Annotated in this window: 15 protein-coding genes; 10 read left to right on the forward strand and 5 right to left on the reverse strand. The window is 63.2% G+C overall.

The features are described from left to right. The first annotated feature begins 60 nt into the window (after positions 1-60). The 9 genes from urtA to IVA79_RS32745 all read left to right on the forward strand — a co-directional run bounded on the left by urtA (position 61) and on the right by IVA79_RS32745 (position 11284). Positions 61-1320 (forward strand): urea ABC transporter substrate-binding protein, encoded by a 1260-nt coding sequence (gene urtA, locus IVA79_RS32705; protein ID WP_247560970.1) that lies wholly within the window; start codon positions 61-63, stop codon positions 1318-1320. 128 nt (positions 1321-1448) lie between these two features. Beyond that, a complete protein-coding gene (gene urtB, locus IVA79_RS32710) occupies positions 1449-2375 on the forward strand; it encodes an urea ABC transporter permease subunit UrtB (protein WP_247560972.1) in 927 nt (308 codons plus the stop codon). A 17-nt stretch (positions 2376-2392) separates the two neighbouring features. Next, positions 2393-3532: an urea ABC transporter permease subunit UrtC gene (gene urtC / locus IVA79_RS32715; RefSeq protein ID WP_247560974.1), complete on the forward strand. Its 1140-nt coding sequence runs from the start codon at positions 2393-2395 to the stop codon at positions 3530-3532. 9 nt (positions 3533-3541) lie between these two features. Beyond that, complete coding sequence (gene urtD / locus IVA79_RS32720) at positions 3542-4297, forward strand: urea ABC transporter ATP-binding protein UrtD (RefSeq protein WP_247560976.1); 756 nt, start codon at positions 3542-3544, stop codon at positions 4295-4297. A 190-nt stretch (positions 4298-4487) separates the two neighbouring features. Beyond that, the gene (gene urtE / locus IVA79_RS32725) at positions 4488-5177 is read left to right on the forward strand and encodes an urea ABC transporter ATP-binding subunit UrtE (protein ID WP_247560978.1); all 690 of its coding nucleotides are present in this window, start codon (positions 4488-4490) and stop codon (positions 5175-5177) included. Positions 5178-5204: 27 nt separating this feature from the next. Further along, entirely contained in the window at positions 5205-6434 is a 1230-nt protein-coding gene (gene fmdA / locus IVA79_RS32730) for a formamidase (RefSeq protein WP_014491166.1), read from the forward strand. Between the two features lie 69 nt (positions 6435-6503). Beyond that, positions 6504-6881: a zinc ribbon domain-containing protein gene (locus IVA79_RS32735; RefSeq protein WP_247560980.1), complete on the forward strand. Its 378-nt coding sequence runs from the start codon at positions 6504-6506 to the stop codon at positions 6879-6881. 43 nt (positions 6882-6924) lie between these two features. Further along, entirely contained in the window at positions 6925-7965 is a 1041-nt protein-coding gene (locus tag IVA79_RS32740) for an aliphatic amidase (protein ID WP_247560982.1), read from the forward strand. 352 nt (positions 7966-8317) lie between these two features. Further along, positions 8318-11284 carry an autotransporter outer membrane beta-barrel domain-containing protein gene (locus tag IVA79_RS32745; RefSeq protein ID WP_247560984.1) on the forward strand — a complete coding sequence of 989 codons (2967 nt, stop codon included), beginning with the start codon at positions 8318-8320 and terminating at the stop codon, positions 11282-11284. A gap of 27 nt (positions 11285-11311) precedes the next feature. On the opposite strand, the gene IVA79_RS32750 is transcribed toward IVA79_RS32745, so the two are convergent. Further along, positions 11312-12142 carry an MlaD family protein gene (locus IVA79_RS32750; protein ID WP_247560986.1) on the reverse strand — a complete coding sequence of 277 codons (831 nt, stop codon included), beginning with the start codon at positions 12140-12142 and terminating at the stop codon, positions 11312-11314. A gap of 160 nt (positions 12143-12302) precedes the next feature. Then, positions 12303-14522 carry an acetate--CoA ligase family protein gene (locus IVA79_RS32755; RefSeq protein ID WP_247560988.1) on the reverse strand — a complete coding sequence of 740 codons (2220 nt, stop codon included), beginning with the start codon at positions 14520-14522 and terminating at the stop codon, positions 12303-12305. Positions 14523-14758: 236 nt separating this feature from the next. Here IVA79_RS32755 and IVA79_RS32760 point away from each other — a divergent pair, with 236 nt between their 5' ends. Beyond that, positions 14759-16405, forward strand: coding sequence for a glycosyltransferase family 2 protein (locus IVA79_RS32760; protein WP_247560990.1), 1647 nt, complete (start codon positions 14759-14761; stop codon positions 16403-16405). A gap of 11 nt (positions 16406-16416) precedes the next feature. Here the strand turns inward: IVA79_RS32760 and IVA79_RS32765 are convergent, their stop codons facing one another. The 3 genes from IVA79_RS32765 to IVA79_RS32775 form a co-directional block, all read right to left on the reverse strand. After that, positions 16417-17409, reverse strand: coding sequence for a glycosyltransferase family 2 protein (locus IVA79_RS32765; RefSeq protein ID WP_247560992.1), 993 nt, complete (start codon positions 17407-17409; stop codon positions 16417-16419). A gap of 165 nt (positions 17410-17574) precedes the next feature. Beyond that, positions 17575-18144, reverse strand: a complete 570-nt coding sequence (locus tag IVA79_RS32770; protein ID WP_247560994.1) for a class GN sortase — start codon at positions 18142-18144, stop codon at positions 17575-17577. A gap of 174 nt (positions 18145-18318) precedes the next feature. Beyond that, the gene (locus IVA79_RS32775) at positions 18319-20580 is read right to left on the reverse strand and encodes a marine proteobacterial sortase target protein (protein WP_247560996.1); all 2262 of its coding nucleotides are present in this window, start codon (positions 20578-20580) and stop codon (positions 18319-18321) included. Between the last annotated feature and the right edge of the window lie 185 nt (positions 20581-20765).

Here is a 20765-nt window from a genome sequence, read left to right on the forward strand (position 1 = left end):
TAAATTCGAGCCATCCTCGCTGCACCAAACGCGTGTTCTCGAACAAAAGTGGGGGTGCTCATGTCAGACGAAGCAAACAAGGGCCTGTTGTCGCCGCTCCGGCGCAAATTATTGATGGGAATGGCCGCCGTGCCGGCCATCACGATGCTGCCGCGGGCATCTTTTGCGCAGGCCCCGGCGACCTCGGCAGTCAATACTACGGGTCTTGCGGTCACCGACACCGAGGTTACGGTCGGCATCCTGCATTCGGCCACCGGCACCATGGCCATTTCCGAGACCGGCTCGATCGAAGCCGAAAAGCTCGCGATCGAGCAGATCAATGCCATGGGCGGCGTGCTCGGGCGCAAGATCAAGTTCATCCAGGAGGACGGTGCCAGCGACTGGCCGACCTTTGCGGAAAAGGCCAAGAAGCTGCTGGTCAACGACAAGGTCGCGGCGATCATGGGCTGCTGGACCTCCGCCTCGCGCAAGGCGGTGCTGCCGGTCATGGAGCAGTATAACGGCATGCTCTATTACCCGACCTTCTACGAAGGCCTCGAGCAATCCAAGAACGTCATCTACACCGGTCAGGAAGCGACCCAGCAGATTCTCGCCGGCCTGAACTGGATCGCCAAGGAGAAGGGGGCCAAGTCGTTCTTCTTCATCGGCTCCGACTACATCTGGCCGCGCACCTCGAACAAGATCGCGCGCAAGCACGTCGAGAACGTGCTGAAGGGCAAGGTGGTCGGCGAGGAGTACTATGCGCTCGGCTCGACCCAGTTCAACTCGGTCATCAACAAGATCAAGCTGACCAAGCCCGACGTGATCTTCACCGACGTGGTCGGCGGCTCCAACGTCGCCTTCTACAAGCAGCTCAAGGCGGCCGGCATCGATCTCGCCAAGCAGGCGCTGCTGACGATCTCGGTCACCGAGGACGAGATCGACGGCATTGGCGGTGAGAACATCGCGGGCGCCTATGCCTGCATGAAATACTTCCAATCGCTCGACAATCCCAACAACAAGACCTTCGTGCCCGCGTTCAAGAAGATGTGGGGCGAGAAGACTGTCATCGGAGACGTCACCCAGGCTGCCTATCTCGGTCCGTGGCTGTGGAAGTTGACGGTCGAGAAGGCCGGCTCCTTCGACGTCGACAAGATCGCGGCGGCCTCGCCGGGTGTCGAGTTCAAGGGCGCTCCCGAAGGCTACGTGCGCATCCACGAGAATCATCACCTCTGGTCGAAGACTCGGGTGGGACGCGCCAAGCTCGATGGCCAGTTCGAGTTGATCTACGAGACCGCCGATCTCGTCGAGCCGGATCCGTTCCCGAAGGGTTATCAGTAAGCGCAACTCGGCCGCGCTTCTCCCCAACACCGACCCGCTCCCTGGCGTGGACCGCATATCCACGCTCAAGACCCCGCGTCGCGAACCTGCTCGCGACGCGGGACCCCTTTCCCTGACGGAGGACATCGATGTTCGGCGACTACTCGCTTGGTGATCTCGGCTCGATTTTCGTCATGCAGGGTTTTGCCGGACTGATCCTGTTCTCGGTCTATGTCCTGATGGCGCTCGGGCTTGCCATCATCTTCGGCCAGATGGGCGTCATCAACATGGCCCATGGCGAGTTCATGATCCTCGGGGCCTACGTCACCTGGATGACCTCCAATCTGTTCCAGGCCTACCTGCCGGGCCTGTTCAGCGGCTACTTTTTCCTCGCGATGATCCTGGCCTTTGTCGCATCCGGTGCGCTGGGAATGCTGGTGGAATGGGCGCTGATACGCCATCTCTACAAACGCCCGCTCGACACGCTGCTCGCCACCTGGGGTCTCAGCCTGATGCTGCAGCAGGCCTATCGCTCCGTGTTCGGCGCGCGCGAGGTCGGGGTCGAACTGCCGCAATGGATGCTGGGCTCGCTGCACGTCACCGACAGCATCGAAGTGCCGATCAACGGCGTCTTCGTGATGTGTCTCACCGTTCTGATCACGATCTCGGTCGCCTACGTGATGTACAAATCGCGCTGGGGCCGCCAGGTGCGCGCTGTCGTGCAGAACCGCATCATGGCCGGCGCCGTTGGCATCAACACCGAGAAGGTCGATCGCTACACCTTCGGCCTGGGCTGCGGCATCGCGGGTATCGCCGGAAGCGCCTTCACCATGATCGGCTCGACCGGCCCGACCTCCGGACAGCTCTACATCGTCGATACGTTCCTGGTCGTCGTGTTCGGCGGCGCCGCGAGCCTGCTCGGCACCATCGCCTCGGCCTTCTCGATCTCGCAGACGCAATCGACTCTCGAATTCTTCATGTCGGGCTCGATGGCCAAGGTGCTCACGCTGCTCGCCGTTGTCGGAATCCTGATGCTGCGGCCGCAGGGTCTGTTCGCCCTCAAGGTCCGTAAATAACGAGAAGCAGGCAAGTCATGATCAACTCACGCTTCTTCAATCGATCCGAACTCATGGGCTTCATCGCCCTGGCTGCCGTGCTGTTCGTGATCCTGCCGCTGACGCTGGATGTGTTCCGCCTCAATCTGGTCGCGAAATATTTGACCTACGCCTTCGTCGCGCTCGGCCTCGTGCTGTGCTGGGGCTATGGCGGCATCCTGAGCCTGGGGCAGGGCGTGTTCTTCGGCCTCGGCGGCTATTGCATGGCGATGTTCCTCAAGCTCGAGGCATCGAGCGTCGAGAACACCAAGATCCAGTCAACGCCCGGTATCCCCGATTTCATGGACTGGAATCAGATCACGTCGCTGCCGCTGTTCTGGCAGCCGTTTCACAGCCTGACCTTCACCATCCTCGCCATCATCCTGGTCCCCGGTCTTTTCGCCCTGATCATCGGCACCGCGATGTTCAAGCGCCGGGTCGGAGGCACCTACTTCGCGATCATCACCCAGGCTGTCGCCGCCATCCTCACCATCCTGATCGTCGGTCAGCAGGGCTATACCGGCGGCATCAACGGCATGACCGATCTGCGCACGCTCAGGGGATGGGACATTCGGCCCGACCACGCCAAGATCATCCTGTACTTCGTCGAGGTGCTGCTGCTGTTCGCCTGCATCGGCATCGCGCAATTCATCCGCTTGACCAAGCTCGGCCGCATCCTGGTGGCGATGCGCGAGCAGGAGGACCGCGTTCGCTTCTCCGGCTACAGCGTTGCCAACTTCAAGATCTTTGCCTTCTGCATGGCCGCAGTCTTCGCCGCGATCGGCGGCGCCATGTTCGCGCTCAATGTCGGTTTCATGTCGCCGTCCTTTGTCGGCATCGTGCCGTCGATCGAGATGGTGATCTACACCGCGGTCGGCGGACGGATGTCGATCTTCGGCGCGATATGGGGCGCCCTCCTGGTGAATTTCGCCAAGACCAGCCTGTCGGAATCCTTCCCGCAACTCTGGTTGTTCGGTCTCGGCGCGCTGTTCATCGCGGTCGTGCTCGCCTTCCCGAATGGTCTGTCCGGGCTCTGGGCTGACTACGTACAGCCGCGCATCGATCGGCTGTTCGCCTCGCGCAAGCCGAAACCGGACTGGAACGACAACTCGGTCGCCGACGGCGCGCCAGCAGAGTGAGGGACCATCATGCTCATTGGACATCAGCCCAAGGAATTCCTGCTCGCTGTCTCCGGACTGACCGTCTCGTTCGACGGGTTCAAGGCGGTCAATGATCTCTCCTTCTACGTCGAAGAGAATGAGATTCGCGTCATCATAGGTCCCAACGGCGCCGGCAAGACCACGGTGCTCGACCTGATCTGCGGCAAGACCAAGGCGACCTCGGGCTCGATTCAGTTTCGTGGCAAGGAGCTCACGAAGATGAAGGAGAACGAGATCGTGCAGACCGGCGTCGGGCGCAAGTTCCAGACGCCGTCGGTGTTCGAGGACCTCACCGTCTTTGAAAATCTCGAGATCTCGTTTCCGCGCGGTCGCACCGTGTTCGGCTCGCTGACCTTTCAGCGCGACCAGCTGGTGAAGGAGCGGGTCGCCGAGGTTGCCGAGATGATCTTCCTCAAGGACAAGCTCAATACCTATGCTGACGAGCTCAGCCATGGCCAGAAGCAATGGCTCGAGATCGGCATGCTGCTGATCCAGGATCCGGATCTCCTGATGCTCGATGAGCCCGTCGCCGGCATGAGCGTCTCCGAGCGGGCCAAGACGGCAGAGCTGCTCAACCGCATCATCAAGAACCGTTCGGTGCTCGTGATCGAGCACGACATGAAATTCGTCGAGGACATCGCGCACAAGGTGACCGTGCTGCACCAGGGCCAGATCCTCTCCGAGGGGACGATGGAGAAGGTCAAGAACGACCCCAAGGTCGTCGAAGTCTACCTGGGTCACTGAGCGATGGCGAAGAAGCGGGCAGGCGCGACGATCTCCGTCCACCTCTCCCACAGGGAGAGGTCGAATTGCGTAGCAATTCGGGTGAGGGGTCTTGCTCTCTCGTCGGACGCGCGCCCCCTCACCCGGCGCTACGCGCCGACCTCTCCCCGGGGGGGAGAGGTGAAGAAGCACCGAGCCTAGGAGCACGCTGATGCTGGCTATTTCTGATCTTCACGTCGCCTACGGCCAGAGCGAGGTGCTGCACGGGCTCAACGTCAAGGTCGCGCCCAACGAGATCGTCGCAATCATGGGCCGCAACGGCATGGGCAAGACCACGCTGATGAAGTCGCTGATGGGCATACTGCCGACGAAAAGCGGCTCGGTGGCCATGGACGGCGCCGAGCTCGGCAACCTCAAGAGCTACGAGCGCGTCGCCAAGGGCCTCGCTTATGTGCCGCAAGGCCGCATGATCTTTTCGACCATGACGGTGAAGGAGAACATCGAGACCGGGCTCGTCGTCTCCGGCGGATCCGAGGTGCCGGGCGATATCTATGAATTGTTTCCGGTCCTGCTCGAGATGAAAGGCCGCCGCGGCGGCAATCTCTCCGGCGGCCAGCAGCAGCAGCTCGCGATCGCCCGTGCGCTCGCGACCAAGCCGAAGGTCCTGCTGCTGGACGAGCCGACCGAAGGCATCCAGCCCTCCATCATCAAGGAGATGGCGCGCACCCTGAAGCGCATCCGCGACGAGAAGGGGCTCTCGATCGTGGTGTCCGAGCAGGTCCTGAGCTTCGCGCTCGATATCGCCGACCGCGTGCTGGTGATCGAGAACGGCGAGATCGTGCGCGACGATCCGCGCGACGCCGTCGATGCCGCGCAGGTCTCGAAATATCTGTCCGTCTAACCAACCGTGTAAAAGGGGAGCATCTCGATGCCAGAGACACTGATCAAGGTCGATCTCACCAAGTCGGCCTACGATAATGACATGGTGCACAACCGCTGGCACCCCGACATCCCGATCGTGGCCTGGGTCAATCCCGGCGACGATTTCATCATCGAGACCTATGACTGGACCGGCGGCTTCATCAAGAACAACGATTCCGCCGACGACGTTCGCGACATCGATCTGTCGATCGTGCACTTCCTGTCCGGCCCGATCGGCGTCAAGGGCGCAGAGCCCGGCGATCTCCTGGTGGTCGATTTGCTCGACGTCGGTCCACTCAAGGAAAGCCTGTGGGGCTTCAACGGCTTCTTTTCCAAGCAGAATGGCGGCGGCTTCCTCACCGATCATTTCCCGCTGGCGCAGAAGTCGATCTGGGACATCAAGGGCCTCTATACCTCGTCGCGCCATGTGCCCGGCGTGAATTTCGCCGGCCTGATCCATCCCGGCCTGATCGGCTGTCTGCCAGATCCGAAGATGCTGGACACCTGGAACAAGCGTGAGGCCGAGCTGATCTCGACCAACCCGACCCGCGTGCCTGGCCTTGCCAATCCGCCATTCGCGCCGACCGCCCATGGCGGCCGCGCCAAGGGCGATGTCAAGGCCAAGATCGGCGCGGAGGGCGCGCGCACCGTGCCGCCGCGCGAACATGGCGGCAATTGCGACATCAAGGATCTCTCGCGCGGCTCGAAGATCTACTTCCCGGTCTATGTGCCGGGCGCGGGCCTTTCGATGGGCGATCTTCACTTCAGCCAGGGCGACGGCGAGATCACCTTCTGCGGCGCCATCGAAATGGCCGGCTGGCTGCATCTCAAGGTCGAGGTGATCAAGGACGGCATGGCAAAATACGGCATCAAGAATCCGATCTTCAAGCCGTCGCCGATCACGCCGAACTACAAGGACTATCTGATCTTCGAGGGCATCTCGGTGGACGAGGCCGGCAAGCAGCACTATCTCGACGTCCACATCGCCTATCGTCAGGCCTGCCTCAATGCGATCGAGTATCTGAAGAAGTTCGGGTACTCCGGCGCGCAGGCCTATTCGATCCTCGGTACCGCGCCGTGCCAGGGCCACATCTCCGGCGTGGTCGATGTACCCAACGCCTGCGCCACGCTATGGCTGCCGACGGAGATCTTCGACTTCGACGTGATGCCGTCGGCGGCCGGGCCCATCAAGCACATCACCGGCGATATCCAGATGCCGATCTCGCCGGACAAATGACGTTGCGCTCCCTCTCCCCGTTCTTACGGGGAGAGGGTTGGGGTGAGGCGACAGCATAGGGATGATGTGATGCCGGTGTATGAATATCTCTGCGACGACTGCGGTCCCTTCAAGGACTTGCGTCCGATGGCGGAATGCGACGATCCGCAAAGCTGTCCGCATTGCGAGACGCTGGCGCCGCGCGTGATCCTGACCGCGCCAAATTTCTTCTGCATGCCGGCGGACAAGCGCAAGGCGCATGCCGTCAACGAGCGCAGCACCCACGCGCCGCAGACGCTCGCGCAATACAAGGCCTCGCATGGTCCCGGTTGCGGCTGCTGTTCGTCGGGGAAGACGGTGAAGGACAAGAGCGCGACGGACAAGAAGAAGCCGGCGCGGCTGATGACCAAAACCAACGGCGGCGCCAAGGGCTTTCCCACAGCCCGGCCCTGGATGATCAGCCACTAACGCACCCGAAGACCCAGACGAATAAAAGACAGGAGCGGCCCAAATGCTTCACGGCGACATTTCCAGCAGCAACGACACCGTCGGCGTCGCAGTGGTCAATTACAAGATGCCCCGCCTGCACACCAAGGCCGAGGTGCTCGACAATGCCCGCAAGATCGCCGACATGATCGTCGGCATGAAGGTCGGCCTGCCCGGCATGGACCTGGTGATCTTCCCGGAATATTCCACGCAAGGGATCATGTACGATTCCAAGGAGATGTACGAGACGGCGTCGGTGGTGCCGGGCGAGGAGACTGCGATCTTCGCCGATGCCTGCCGCAAGGCCAAGGTCTGGGGCGTGTTCTCGCTGACCGGCGAGCGCCATGAGGAGCATCCGCACAAGGCGCCCTACAACACCCTGATCCTGATGAACGACAAGGGCGAGATCGTCCAGAAGTACCGCAAGATCATGCCGTGGGTGCCGATCGAGGGCTGGTATCCCGGCAATTGCACCTATGTCTCCGAGGGACCGAAGGGTCTCAAGGTCAGCCTGATCATCTGCGATGACGGCAATTATCCGGAGATCTGGCGCGACTGCGCCATGAAGGGCGCCGAGCTGATCGTACGCTGCCAGGGTTACATGTATCCGGCCAAGGAGCAGCAGGTCATGATCTCCAAGGCGATGGCGTGGGCCAACAACGTCTATGTCGCGGTCGCCAATGCCGCCGGTTTCGACGGCGTCTATTCTTATTTCGGTCACTCCGCGATCATCGGATTCGACGGCCGCACGCTCGGCGAGTGCGGCGAGGAGGATTACGGCATCCAGTATGCGCAGCTGTCGAAACACCTGATCCGCGATGCGCGCCGCAACGGCCAGTCGCAGAACCATCTCTACAAGCTGGTCCACCGCGGCTACACCGGAATGATCAATTCCGGTGATAGCCCGCGCGGTGTCGCCGCCTGTCCGTATGACTTCTACAAGAACTGGATCAAGGACCCGGAGGGCACACGCGATATGGTCGAGGCCATGACCCGCTCGACGCCGGGCACCGACGAGTGTCCGATCGACGGCATCCCGAATGGGTCGTCCCCGAGCAACTACTGAGCCCTTGCTGGTGCCACGAACTGGCTGGTCAACCCCTGATGTGAATGGCCGTCCACCGGTATGGACCTTCCGACGCATCGGCGTATGCGCGGGATGGGAATAGCGCTCGGCAAAGCGTGGCGCGGCTGCAACATGGGCTGTTGAATCTGTTCGACTTGCGGTCGGCTTGGCAGATTCTCGGGGCACCGTGGTTCTACCGTCCCTCCTCATCGCCTAAGTTCCCTCGCGGCGCCGCCGGGGAGCGCCGCAGCTGAGGGGACGGGCGTTGGGGGCCTGGTTGCGATCGAGCGGGCGGGATCGCCTGCGCCGAAGTGCTGCGGCAATGCGCGCGGCTCTCGGAGCGGGCCTTGCCTTGAGCGCGATCGCTCTGGCGGGTCCCGTCCGGGCCCAGCAGGTCTTCAACGGATCACAGACCACACCGAACGGCGCCGTCAACGGCGGAGGCGGGGTCTGGGACAACACCACGACCAACTGGACAGACGCCTTCGGTGCGGTCAGCACGGCCTATGATCCCGCATCAGTCGGCACGCTATTCGGCAGCAGCGGTCCTTCGACGCCGGCAACGGGAGGCACGGTGACGGTCACGCCGGGAGGCGTGCAACTCACCAACCTCGTTGGGTTCGACATCACCGGTGACGGTTCGATCTACACCATCCAGGGCGGCGATCTCAGGCTGGCCCTGGGCGGCACCACATTCTTCACGGCCGACGTGACCGGCACCAGCGATCCGTCGGCCGTCATCGTTTCGCGCATCGTCGGCAGCCACGGAATCAACGTTCAGGGCTCAGGTACCCTGGCGCTGCTCGGCGCCAACACCTATACCGGTGGCACCTTCATCTGCAATTGCGGATCCCTGCAGCTCGGCGACGCGACCCATACCGCGAGCATTGTTGGAACCGTCACCAATGAGGGCCTCTTCAGCATCGTCAATGCCGACACCTCGGGGATCACCTCGCTCCTGAACGACTTCTCCGGCACGACACTGTTTCTCAACGCCAGCTCCGCCAGCTCGATCGCGATCACCAACAAGGGCCAGCTGTATTTCGGCGATCCGAACGGGGGTGGCTCAGACACCGCGACGGCCGGACGGGCGACCATCACCAATGACGGCGGCCTGGTCGGCTTCTTCGGACGTACCAATGCGGGCATCGCCAACATCACCAACCAGAATGGTGGCGGCACCGCATTTCTCGAACAAGCCTCGGCGGGCTCGGCGACGATCGTGAACAAGGATTTCAGCGGCACCATCTTCGGTACGCTGGCCGGCTCCGATACGGCGACCGCCGGCAATGCCACCATCATCAATGAAGCTGATGGTCTCACCAATTTCGGCGCGTTCACGACGGCCGGCAATGCGACGATCATCACCAAGGACGGCGGCAAGACCGAGTTCTTTGACAATTCCACTGGCGGCAACGCCCGCTTCATCACCACCGGAACAGGCATCGTCGATTTCGGGATCAGCGTCGGGCCGAACAGCGACGGCCGCATCACCGCGGGCTCGATCGAAGGCAGCGGCTTCTACTACATCGGCGGCAGCAACACGCTCATCGTCGGTAGCAACAACCACTCGACCGAGGTCAGCGGTGCCATCGGCGATTACGATCCCTGCGGTTGCGGCCCGATCGGGTCGGGCTCGCTGGAGAAGGTCGGCAGCGGCACGCTGATCCTCTCGGGCACGAACACCTACACCGGCACCACCACGGTGAACGGTGGCATCCTGCGGGTCGATGGCGATATCTCCCAATCGAGCCTGATCACCGTCAATGCGGGCGGTGCGCTGCTCGGTGCCGGAATCGTCGGCAATACCGTGATCGCCAGCGGCGGCATGTATGCACCCGGTGACGGCGGTCCGGGCTCGAGCATGCAGGTTCAGGGCGATCTCACCCTCCAGCCCGGCTCGGTTTATGGCGTTCAGGTCGGTAGCGGGTCCAGCATAAGCCACGCGCTCGTCATGGGCAATGTCACACTAGATGGCACCGTTGGCGTCGCGCTGTATCCGGGCAGCACGGTGAAGAAGCACTATTCCATCATGGAGTTCTTCGGCACTCCCACCGGCAATTTTTCCGGCGTCGCCGCGCCGGGCGGCCTGATCGGCACGACGAGCGTCGGATCGAACGACGTCTTTCTCGATTTTGCACTCGACTATGGCGCAAAACACGCGCTCAACGTCAATCAGAAGAACGTCGCTACGACGCTTCAGAATTTCTTCAACGCCAACGGTTTCCTGCAAGCCGAATTCGCAGGCCTGGGGCCCAATGGCCTGACGCAGGCCTCGGGCGAGCCTGCAACGGGATCGCAGCAGACGACGTTCAATGCGATGAATCTTTTCATCGGCCTGTTGACCGACGTCTTCAGCGCGGGACGCAGCGGCACCCCTGGTGCAGCGCCGTTTGCCGTCGACACGAACGCGCGGGGCCGGAACGCGCATGACGCCTTTGCCTCGATTGACCGCAAGGCACCGACTGCGACGTTCGAGCAGCGTTGGGATGTGTGGGCGGCCGGCTACGGCGGCTCGCAGACTACCGACGGCAATGCCGGCCTCGGCTCGAACAACACGACCAGCAGGGTCTATGGCACCGCCGTGGGCCTCGATTACCGCTTCTCGCCGTCGACGATTGCGGGCTTTGCGCTCGCGGGCGGCGCGACTGGATTCAACGTCAACGGACTCGGTTGGGGCCGCTCCGATCTGTTCCAGGCCGGCGCGTTCGTGCGTCATACGGCCGGACCGGCCTACGTCACGGCGGCGCTGGCCTATGGCTGGCAGGACGTCACGACCAACCGCATCGTGACGGCTGCCGGTTACGACCAGTTGCGCGCGCAGTTCAACGCCAACGCGGTCTCGGGCCGCATCGAGGGCGGCTACCGCTATGCCATGCCGTGGGCCGGCATCACGCCCTATGCCGCGCTCCAGGCCACTCTGTTCACCCTTCCGGGCTACGCAGAGTCGGCCGTGGTCGGCAGCAACATCTTCGCGCTCAACTATGCCGCCAAGGACGTGACCAGCACCCGCACCGAGTTCGGCCTGCGCGCGGACCGGTCGTTTGCCGCGGCCGGGGGCCTGATGACCCTGCGCGGCCGCCTCGCCTGGGCGCATGATTACAATCCGGACCGCACGGCGGCCGCGGGGTTCCAGACGCTGCCGGGATCGGCCTTCGTTGTGAACGGCGCCGTCCAGGCGCGCGATTCGGCTCTGACCACGGCATCAGTGCAGATGAACTGGATGAATGGCTGGTCCGCATCGGCGACCTTCGAGGGGGAGTTCTCGAACGTCACGCGCTCCTATGCCGGCAAGGGCGTCGTGCGCTACGCCTGGTGAGGCGTTGTTAAGCGGGTAAGGAGGGCGTCACCGCTTCTGCTGTGCAGGCTTGCGTGGTGGACGCGGGGCCGCGGCGGGTGCCGGTGTCCCGCTCATCTTGTTGGCGGCTTCGCTGACGTCGAGCAGCGAGCGACGGATATCCTCGAGATAGCCCGCCGACTTCTTCTTCATGATATCGGCAAGCTCGCGCAGTCCCTTGATCTTCTCATACAGCTCGTCGGCCTTGCCGTCGACGAAGCCCGGCACGGCGCCCTCGATCTTCGTGACCGCCTTGTCGAAGCCGGCGAAGGCGCTGTCGACCTTGGCCATGACGGAATCGATCTCGCCGCCCTTGCTCCGGAGATCGGCGGTGTAGTTTTCGAATGTGTGCAGGCCGTCCTTGATTGCAGGGGCGTTGCTGACGATCGTGCGGTCGACACTGTGCAGGGTCTCGACAATCGATTCGGCGTCGCTGAGATCGGCGGTCAGGACCGGGATGCCGTCCGAGTCCAGCGGCACCGGTGGTGCGGAGGGCGCGCCCCCGATCAGCGAGATCGCGGCAACGCCGGTGAGGCCCTGGAACTCGATGCCCGCCACGGTGTCCTTGCGGATCGGCGCGGTGTTGTCGAGCATCACCAGCGCCACGATCCTGCGCGGATTGTCCAGTTTGATCGAAAGGATCTGGCCCGCCGGGACGCCGTCGAAATTGACCGGCCCGCCGCGACGCAGACCGCTGGCGGACCCGCCCTCGAATACCACGCGCAACTGGCTGCGGCTCTGGAGGGTGCGCCATTTCTGTACGCCGAGCAGGCCGCCGAACGCCACGGCGATCACTGCCAGCGTCGCCGTTCCGATCACCAGATTGCTCGCGCGTGCCATGCGGGGAAGGTTTTACGGCCAAAGCAGGGAAGTTGGAAGGTGTTCGAACGGCCCGATCCTAAGCAGGGCGGGTTAGCGAAGCGTAACCCGCCGCCTTCTTCGCCTGTCGGACAGAGCGGCGGATTACGCTGCGCTAATCCGCCCTACGGGCTACGGTACTTCAATGCCCGGCCGCACGCTTCGCCGCGGCGTTGTTGAGGACGATCAGCGCATCGACGGCGACGCCCGTCCTGGTGTTGATCAGGAACGGATTGATGTCGATCGAGGCGATGCGGTCGCCGGCATCCGCGATCAAATTGGACAGGCCGACCAGCGCTTTCACTGCGGAGGTCTCGTGCAAGGCCGGTTTGCCGCGATAGCCGCGCATCTTGATTCCGGCCTTGGTGCGGCCGATCAGGAGCCGCGCCTCGGCCTCGTCCAGCGGCGCGCCGGCGAGCGCGACGTCCTTCATCAGCTCGATGTCGATGCCGCCGGTGCCGAACAGCACGACCGGCCCCATCTCGGCATCGAGCGAGGCGCCGACGACGAGCTCAAGCTCGGCCTTGACCTGTTGTGCGATCAGGATGCCGTCGAGCTTCGGCCTGCCTTTCAGCTTTGCCACCCGTGCGGTGATGTCGGCGAACGCCTTTTTCACCTCGGCGGCACTGTTGAGGTTCAGCACGACACCGCCGATGTCGGATTTGTGCAGGATCTCCGCGCTGACGACCTTTGCCACGACCGGAAAGCCGATCTGCTTGGCGATCTCGACGGCTTCCGCCGCGGTCTGTGCGATCGCCTCCTTCGAGATCGGAATGCCATACGCCTTCAGGAGCTTCTTCGAGGCGACCTCGTCGAGCGCGGCACCGCTTGCCGATCTCAGCGCCTTCTCAAGCACGGCCCGAGCGACGGGTTTCGAGCTCGAGACGACGTCGGGCACCTCTTTGCGCAGCTTGGCGTAGTCGAGCAGCGACTTGATCGCGGTCACCGCCCGGTCCATGCCCTGCATGACCGCGAGATGCGGCAGCGATTTGCGCAAGGATTTGGTGAACTCGGTGAAGCCGATCGACATCGCGCTGATATAGATGACGGGCTTGGCCGCGCGGCTCGCCATCTCGTTGACGATGCGCAGGTTACGTTCGCGCAGCTCGTGCGGCGCCTTGGGCAGTTCGGCGTCGATGATGACGATGTCGATATCGGGATCGTCGATCATCAGCTTGATCGACTTCATGTAGACGGAGGGATCAACGACCGCGGCGAAGCCGGCGTCGAGCGGATTGCCGACGATCGAGCCCGGTCCGAGCATTTTTGCCAGCTCCGAGCTGACATGCGGGCTCACCGGCGCGAAACTAAGACCTTCTGCGTCAAAGGCGTCGATCAGCATGCCGCGCTTGCCGCCCGACAGCGTGACGGCGGCGAGCCGGTTGCCTTTGGGCACGGCCGCGTGGACGAAGCATTCTGTGGTCTCGATCAGCTCATCGAGCCCGCCGACCCTGATGACCCCTTCGCGCGTCGCAATCGCGTCGAACGTCTCGATCGAGCCTGCGAGCGCGCCGGTATGCGCCATCGCCGCGGCGCGGCCACCCTCTGACGCCCCAAGCTTGAGCGCGATCACGGGCTTGCTCGCGGCACGCGCCGCCTTGCAGGCATCGCGAAACGCCTTGGTGTTGCGCACGCCTTCGAGATAGACCACGATCACCTTGATGCTCGGATCCTCGGCGAAATAGCGCATCAGGTCTGGCGTCTCTAACCCGGCCTCGTTGCCGGATGTCACCATGTAACCGACACCGACGCCCCGGTCTTCCAGCGCCTGACGGATCGCCATGACGATGGCGCCCGACTGTCCGGCGATTGCCACCGCGCCTTGTTCCATGGTGACGACGCGGTCGTCGATATTGGTGAAGAGCTTTTCGCCGGCGCTTAAGTTGCCGAGGCAATTCGGGCCGGTGACGGCAAGCCCCGTCTCGCGCACGGCCACCTGCAATTCGGCGGCGAGCCTCTGGCTCTCCTCATCCTGCAACTCGCTGAATCCAGAGGTGACGATGGTGGCCGACCGTGCGCCGGCCGCGTGGGCGTCGCGGATCACCTGGACGGCGAAGCGCGCCGGCACCAGCACCAGAACGTGATCGGGCTTCTCCGGGAGGCTCGCAAAGTCCTTGTAGCAGGGGACGCCCCAGATGGCTTCGCGCTTGGCGTTGACCGGATAGAGGCCACCCTCGTAACCGTATTTGACCAGATTATTCCAGATGCGTTCGGCATAATTGCCGGGCTTGTCGGTCGCACCCACCAGCACGATGTTGAGCGGGTGCAGCATGGCGTGGATGCCCTTGACGATCTCCCCCGCGTCGGGCGCCGGAGACCATGGGCGTTGCGAAACCGACGCGGCAGGCACTTGAGCTTCCATGCGCTTCCCTCACTTCTTGTTCTTGTTGCAACGCGCTGTTGCGCCGGCTTCGCGGGCCGGTCGTGGCGGACTCCATGCCGCGAGACGGAATGGGCAAGACTTAACGACAAGACTTAACGACAAGACTTGACGACAAGACCTGACGACAACGCTAGCATCACGAGACTTTTGGCGAAAGTGCGAACGATCCGGCAAGATGCTAGGAAACCGTAACGCTCATTCCATCAATGGTGATCATGCCGCTTCTGTCCATCGTGGTGCCGACTCTCGATCGTCCCGACACGCTTCGCCACGCGCTCGCGACCATGGCGTGCCAGCCTGCGCATGCAGACTGCGAGTTCGTCGTTCAGAACAATGGCGGCAATCCTGAGATTGCGAAGATGGTCGCAGACCTCCAGGACAAGCGCTTCAAGCACTTTGCCAGCGAAACCGTCCTGACCATGACCGACAATTGGGAGGCGGCGCTCGGTCATGCCTCGGGCGAATACATCGCCTTCCTCGGCGACGACGACGGGTTGATGCCCTATGCATGCGCCACGGCCTCGGATCTGCTCTCCGGCCGGAAGATCGACCTCCTGAGCTGGCGCGCCTACAGCTATTACTGGCCGGGCTACTACCATCCGGCTTTCCGCAATCGGCTGCTCGCCGAGATCGACCTGACCTCGTCGGCGAAGCGCGTCGCCTCGCGTGACGAGCTGGCGCGCATCTTCGGCTTCCAGGCGCACTATGCGAATCTGCCGATGATCTACAATTCGTTCGTCCGCCGCAGCGTGATCGATCGGATGCGTGCAGTCGGTGGCCGCTACTTCATCGGCCTGTCGCCCGACGTGGCGTCAGGTATCGCCAACGCTGCGCTGACCGACAGTTTCGTCCGACTGTCGCGGCCTCTGAGCATGGCCGGATTTTCGCAGCACAGCACTGGTCACGCGCTGTTCTTCGAGACCACTGATCTGCTCGAAACGTCGCGAGGAGCGCGCGATTTCGGACCCATTGACGACGATCCCCGGCTCCCTGATCTCAACGCCCTCCAGCTCTTCATCGCCAAGGACATGCTCGTCCTCAAACGACTGCTGCTGACGGATGACGACGACGTGCGGCTCGACTTCAAGGCGCTGGCACAGGCGCTTGCGACCAACATCAACAATCGGCCGCCGCTGTATGATCGAACCGTCCGGACCATCGGCGAGCTCGCCCGCACGCATGGGTTTGACGTCGCCGACATCATCATTCCCGCCCGCCTTGCGGATCGGCCGCCGCCCGGCAAGGGTGTTCGCGTCATCGGACAGAACCGCGTGGTTTACGAGCTGGATGGTTCTGCGCTCGGGCTGAATTCGATTGAGGATGCAGTGCGGGTGATCGCGCAGTTCGTGCCGGATCAGGAGCCGTTCGCTCCGGCCGCTCTGGAGGCTCCCGTGTCAGCGCCGGTCCTCGGCGCAGAGAAGCTCGACTTCGGACGCGGCGGGGCGGGCGTGGCCGCGTTGGTCGAGGGATGGAGCGAGCCGGAGCAATGGGGCACCTGGTCCGTTGCCAGGAATTGCGTGCTCCGCTTCGAGATTCGTCCCTTTCCGTCACGACCGGTCGAGCTCGTGCTCGCGTGCCGGGCCTTCGTTTCCGACGGCAACCCGCAGCTGCGTGCGGCTTGCCGCGTCGGCAACGGAGCGCCGCAGCAATTGACGTTTTCGAGTGAAGCGTTCGCGGGCTTGCGCAGATTGGTGCTCGATCCCGCCGCGATTGCCGCCGACGGGATGTTGACCGTCAGCCTGTCGCTGTCCGATCCACGCTCCCCCGCTGATCTGGGATTGAGCTCCGATGTGCGCCCCCTCGGCATCGGCCTCGAGCGGATCTGGCTCGATGACGGTGTCCATGCGTCACGCGACGGCTGATCGCCGCCTGCTCAGTACCGTAGCAGGGTGAGCTTGTGGGCGTAGTGGAAGACGGCCTGCCTCGCGAGATAGGGAGCGATGGCACGGCGGATCTGCATATGTGTCGGATCGAAGCCGAGAACGCGGCGCCGCAAGATGCTCATCTCCTTCACGCCGATTGCGTAGGTTGATGCCGTCTTCTGGGCATCATGGATTCGGAAGCAGGCGAGAAATCGCGGCAGGCGTACGAATTTGAACCCTGCGGCCTGTGCGCGCAGGATGAAGTCCCAATCCATCGCGTAGTGGAAGCTTTCGTCGAGCGGCCCGATCGTGTCCCACACGCGCCTGCGCCAGAACATCGTCTCCTGCGGGATATAGTCGGCATATTGCAGCGCGGGCCCGTCATGGGGCGGCAGCACGGCACGGCCGACCTCAAGCCCGTCGCGATCGACGAAGACGCGATGGCCATAGACGATGTCGACATGTGGATGCGACGTAAAGTAGTTGGCGACATAGGCCAGCGTCCCCGGCAGCAGCATGTCGTCGCTGTTGAGATAGGCCATGATCTCGCTGTCGACGCCGGCAAAGCCGAGATTGATGGCGTTCGACTGCCCACTGTCAGGTTCGCTCTTCCAGCTGATGCCCTCGCCGCGGCTTCTCAGGAGATCTGTCGTGCCATCGATCGAGGCGCCATCCTGCACGTGATAATACAGGTTTGGATACTTCTGGCTCACGATGCTCTCGATTGTGGCGCCGAGATATTGTGCGTGGTTGTAGCTCGGCGTGACGATCGCGATCCGCGGTGCATCCTCGTGGATCGGGGGGGCCGGCGAGAATGCCCTCAAATTGAGCAGGCGCGGCGGATATTGCTCGAAAGTCCACATCGGCGGGCGCCGCCAGAGGCTCCGCAGCGAGGATCGCCTTTGCCCGGCGGCGATGAGATCCTGATTCCGCTCCAGGAGCGCGACGCGATTTTCGAGCTGCCCCAATCGTTGTTCGAGGCGGTGCCTGAACTCGTCGTCCATTTATCATTCTTTCAAAAATCACAACGTACAAAGATCAATGCGTCATTCTTACAGGCCTTCGGCCGGCAGCGCCAGTTCACGGCCCCGTCAAACGCGACGGCCCGGGCCTGTTCCAGCGCGATTTCAGGGGGCTCGATCGATCCGGAATGGGCTGATTGCGAACCGCTATTCACCTGTTTCGATCAGAGTGGCACGCAGGACATACCGCTCCGGGCCGGACGTGACAGCGTCGAACGGCCAGCAGGTCGTAAGCACGAGTTCGGTATCCCGCGCGGTGGGATCGATGCCCGATGCATCGAAGCGGACCACGGCAGATGAATCCGCGCGATAGCGAAAGTGCTTGCCGTCACCGCGTGTGACATCGATCACGTCACCAATGGCAACGTTCCGCAAGAAGCGGAAATGTGTGTCGCGATGTCCGGCATATACGGTAACACCGCGCTCGCCGGCATCAGCCGTTTGGTGGATGTGACCGGGTCCAAAGGCAAGCGCCTGCCCGCTCGCGCCTTCCAGCGCGATGGCGCTGGCGCCGATCCGCTTCACCTCGATCCGTGCCACCGGCCAGGTGTCGGCCCATGACCAAGGCTTGATTACCTCGCCCGTTACCAGGCTTCTGTCGAAGGCGCGCTCCAGCAGCACCTGCGCGAACCACGCCTTGGCATGGATATAGGCGCCGTCGCCGAACAGGATGAGGCCGATCAGTGCCAGAACCAGGGGAGATATGAGCCGGGGCATTGTCTCTACACTCGTCATTGCGAGCGAAGCGAAGCAATCCAGAATCTTTCCGTTGAGGCAGCCTGGATTGCTTCGCTGCGCTCGCAATGACAGGAAGAAAAAAGGCGCGCGCGGCCGTTGGGTACGGGACGGGCGACCGCGCGCGCTAACAGAGGAGTCGGGGGAGCTCCTCTCTCAAGCGGCGTCAGTGAGCAAGGGCTGACGTCGTTTGAATACGATCAGGATCAAGGCCAGCACGATCAGGATCAGACCCGCGATCATCTTCAGCTCGGCTGAGGTTGCCGTCTTGGGCAGACGGACCGCATCGGGCGCTGCAGGTGTTGGACGCCGCGCGGCTGGCGAGGTGCGCGCATCGGCATGGCGTTCACGCAGCTGCGCTGGGATCGGCGACCGTTCGCCAAACACCTTCTCGAAATCCCAGCCGGCGGGCAGGTTGATCGGCAGCTCGCTGAGCTTGAGCGGCGCGCCTTCGGGGCGGCTCGGCGTCTTGTCGACGGCGACAAGGCTAGTCAGGCGCGTGACGATCTGGTGGTCGAGCGCCAGCGCCAGGATCGCCTTGTCGGCCTCTTCAGGCGCAAGCTCCCGCATGGCGCGCGCCACCTCGGCGTCACCGATCTTGCGCCTGGCCCAGAGTTTCGACAGGCCCTTGCCTTCCGCGGCATTCTGCAGCGGCAGCGTCACCGACCATGGATGATCGCCGACGCGCCCCCTGATCTCGAGCGAGCCCGCGAGCTTGTCGAGCTTTGCCGCCAGCACCAACGGCTCGCCGCGATAGACGTCGGGGATGATCGCCGGGGTGACGTCAGCCTTGGCTTCGGAGAATTTCGCGGTGAGGCCGGTCACGGCCGGATTTTCGAGCTTGGCGAACAAACCGCGCATGCGCTCCTCCACCTGCTCGGCGGACCCGATATGGGTGAAGGCGCCACGGCCGAGCTCGGCGGCGCGTGTCATCAGATAGGTATTGGGTGCCGATCCGATACCGACCATGAAGACGCGCGAGCGGCCGCGCATCGCCGTGATCGCTTCGAACAATTGCTGTTCGTTGCCGATTGCACCGTCGGTCAGGAAGACCACCTGGCGAACCATGCCGGTGTCGCCGAGCTTGTCGGCCAGCGCGGCGCGCATTGCCGGCACCATCTCGGTGCCGCCGCGCGCCTGCAACGCGCTCACGAACGAGGTCGCCTCGCTGACACGCGCAGCGTCTGCCGGCACTGAAGCCGGAAACAGCACGTCCATCGTGTCGTCAAAGCGGATGACGTTGAAACGGTCGGTCGGCTGGAGCCGAGAGAGCGCGTAAGTGAGGCTCGCCTTGGCCTGGACGATCGACGTGCCGCCCATCGACCCCGAATTGTCGATCACGAACACGAGCTCGCGCGGCAGTGGCTTTTGTGTCGGCTGCTCGGCGCTGGGCGGGGTGACGAAGGCGAGCAGGTAGTCGGTATCGCCGACATGTTCACGGAATAGGCCGACCGTCGGCGCCTTCTCGGCGGCGGGCATCCAGGTCAGCTCGAAGTCGCGGTCGGCAGGCACAGCGCCTTCGGCGAGCGTGATGACACGCGTCGTGTTGTCCGGGCTCTCGATCTTGACGTTGTGGTGGTGGCTCCTGACCTCGCCGAGCGCGAAGCCAGCCTTCAGGCGCACCGTGATGGTGGTTGGATTGACCGGTGCATTCCTGGCGGGATCCAGCACAGGCGGCGAGATGCGGTCACGGTCCGGTACCGGGTCCGACGTCGCCGCGCCCCAGCCCGATCCGTCGTTGCGGAAGTCGACGCTCTGGACGATGGGCGCCGGATTGTGGCGCGGTCCGACCACCAGCGGCAGGCGGAGCGAATATTCGTTGCCTGATTGATGCACGGGCTCCTGATATTCGATCTGCACCAGCACGGTTTCACCGGGACCGACATTGGCGATCGAGTTGGTGAAGATGTTCGGCCGTTCCTGCTCGGTGAGCGCAGCCTTCTGGCCGGCGCGCCGCGCAGCTTCGTAGATGATGCGCGCCTGCTGCCGCTCCTTGATGTCTCCGACGATGACGCGGTCGCCGACCACCATCTTCAACGTATCGACGGCCCCGCCGGTCGCGAGCGGATAGACATAGGTTGCTTCGACCCAATCCTGGGTCGGGTTGCGAAAGATTTGGGTGACCCGGGCGCGCAGCGTCGGGCCTGAGACCGTGATGTCGACGTCGATGCCGAGGCGGATCGCTTCCGTGGTGACGCCGTCGTCCTTCAGAAGCAGCGTGCCGGACCGTGCATCGCCGGGCTGGAGCAGGCTGGCCTGCTCGGTCGTTGCCGACCAGCTCGTTCCGAAGCTGACGAGCAGGGCCACGAAGGCCATCAGCATCACCGCGATGCCCTGGGCGAGAAGAAGCAATCCGAGCTTGATCAGCCGGTTCAACATCGGGTGCGCGTCGTTGTCAGCTGCGTCGTAGGTGCCCATTTGGCCTGCTCCCGAAAGGACGTTTGCTGGCTCTGAGCATTCGCCGGGAGGGGCCGATTTCGCGAGCGGAATGATCGGTCATGTTCCGCCGCGGCCGGCCCCGGGCACGCCGCCCGTGGGCGGTCATGTGCGGTTTTGTGCTGGTTTGTCCGCCCTGCTAGGATGGCCATGCTGGAGCAGGGCTA

Origin of the sequence: Bradyrhizobium sp. 138 (genome assembly GCF_023074075.1) — a bacterium.
Classification (GTDB): domain Bacteria; phylum Pseudomonadota; class Alphaproteobacteria; order Rhizobiales; family Xanthobacteraceae; genus Bradyrhizobium.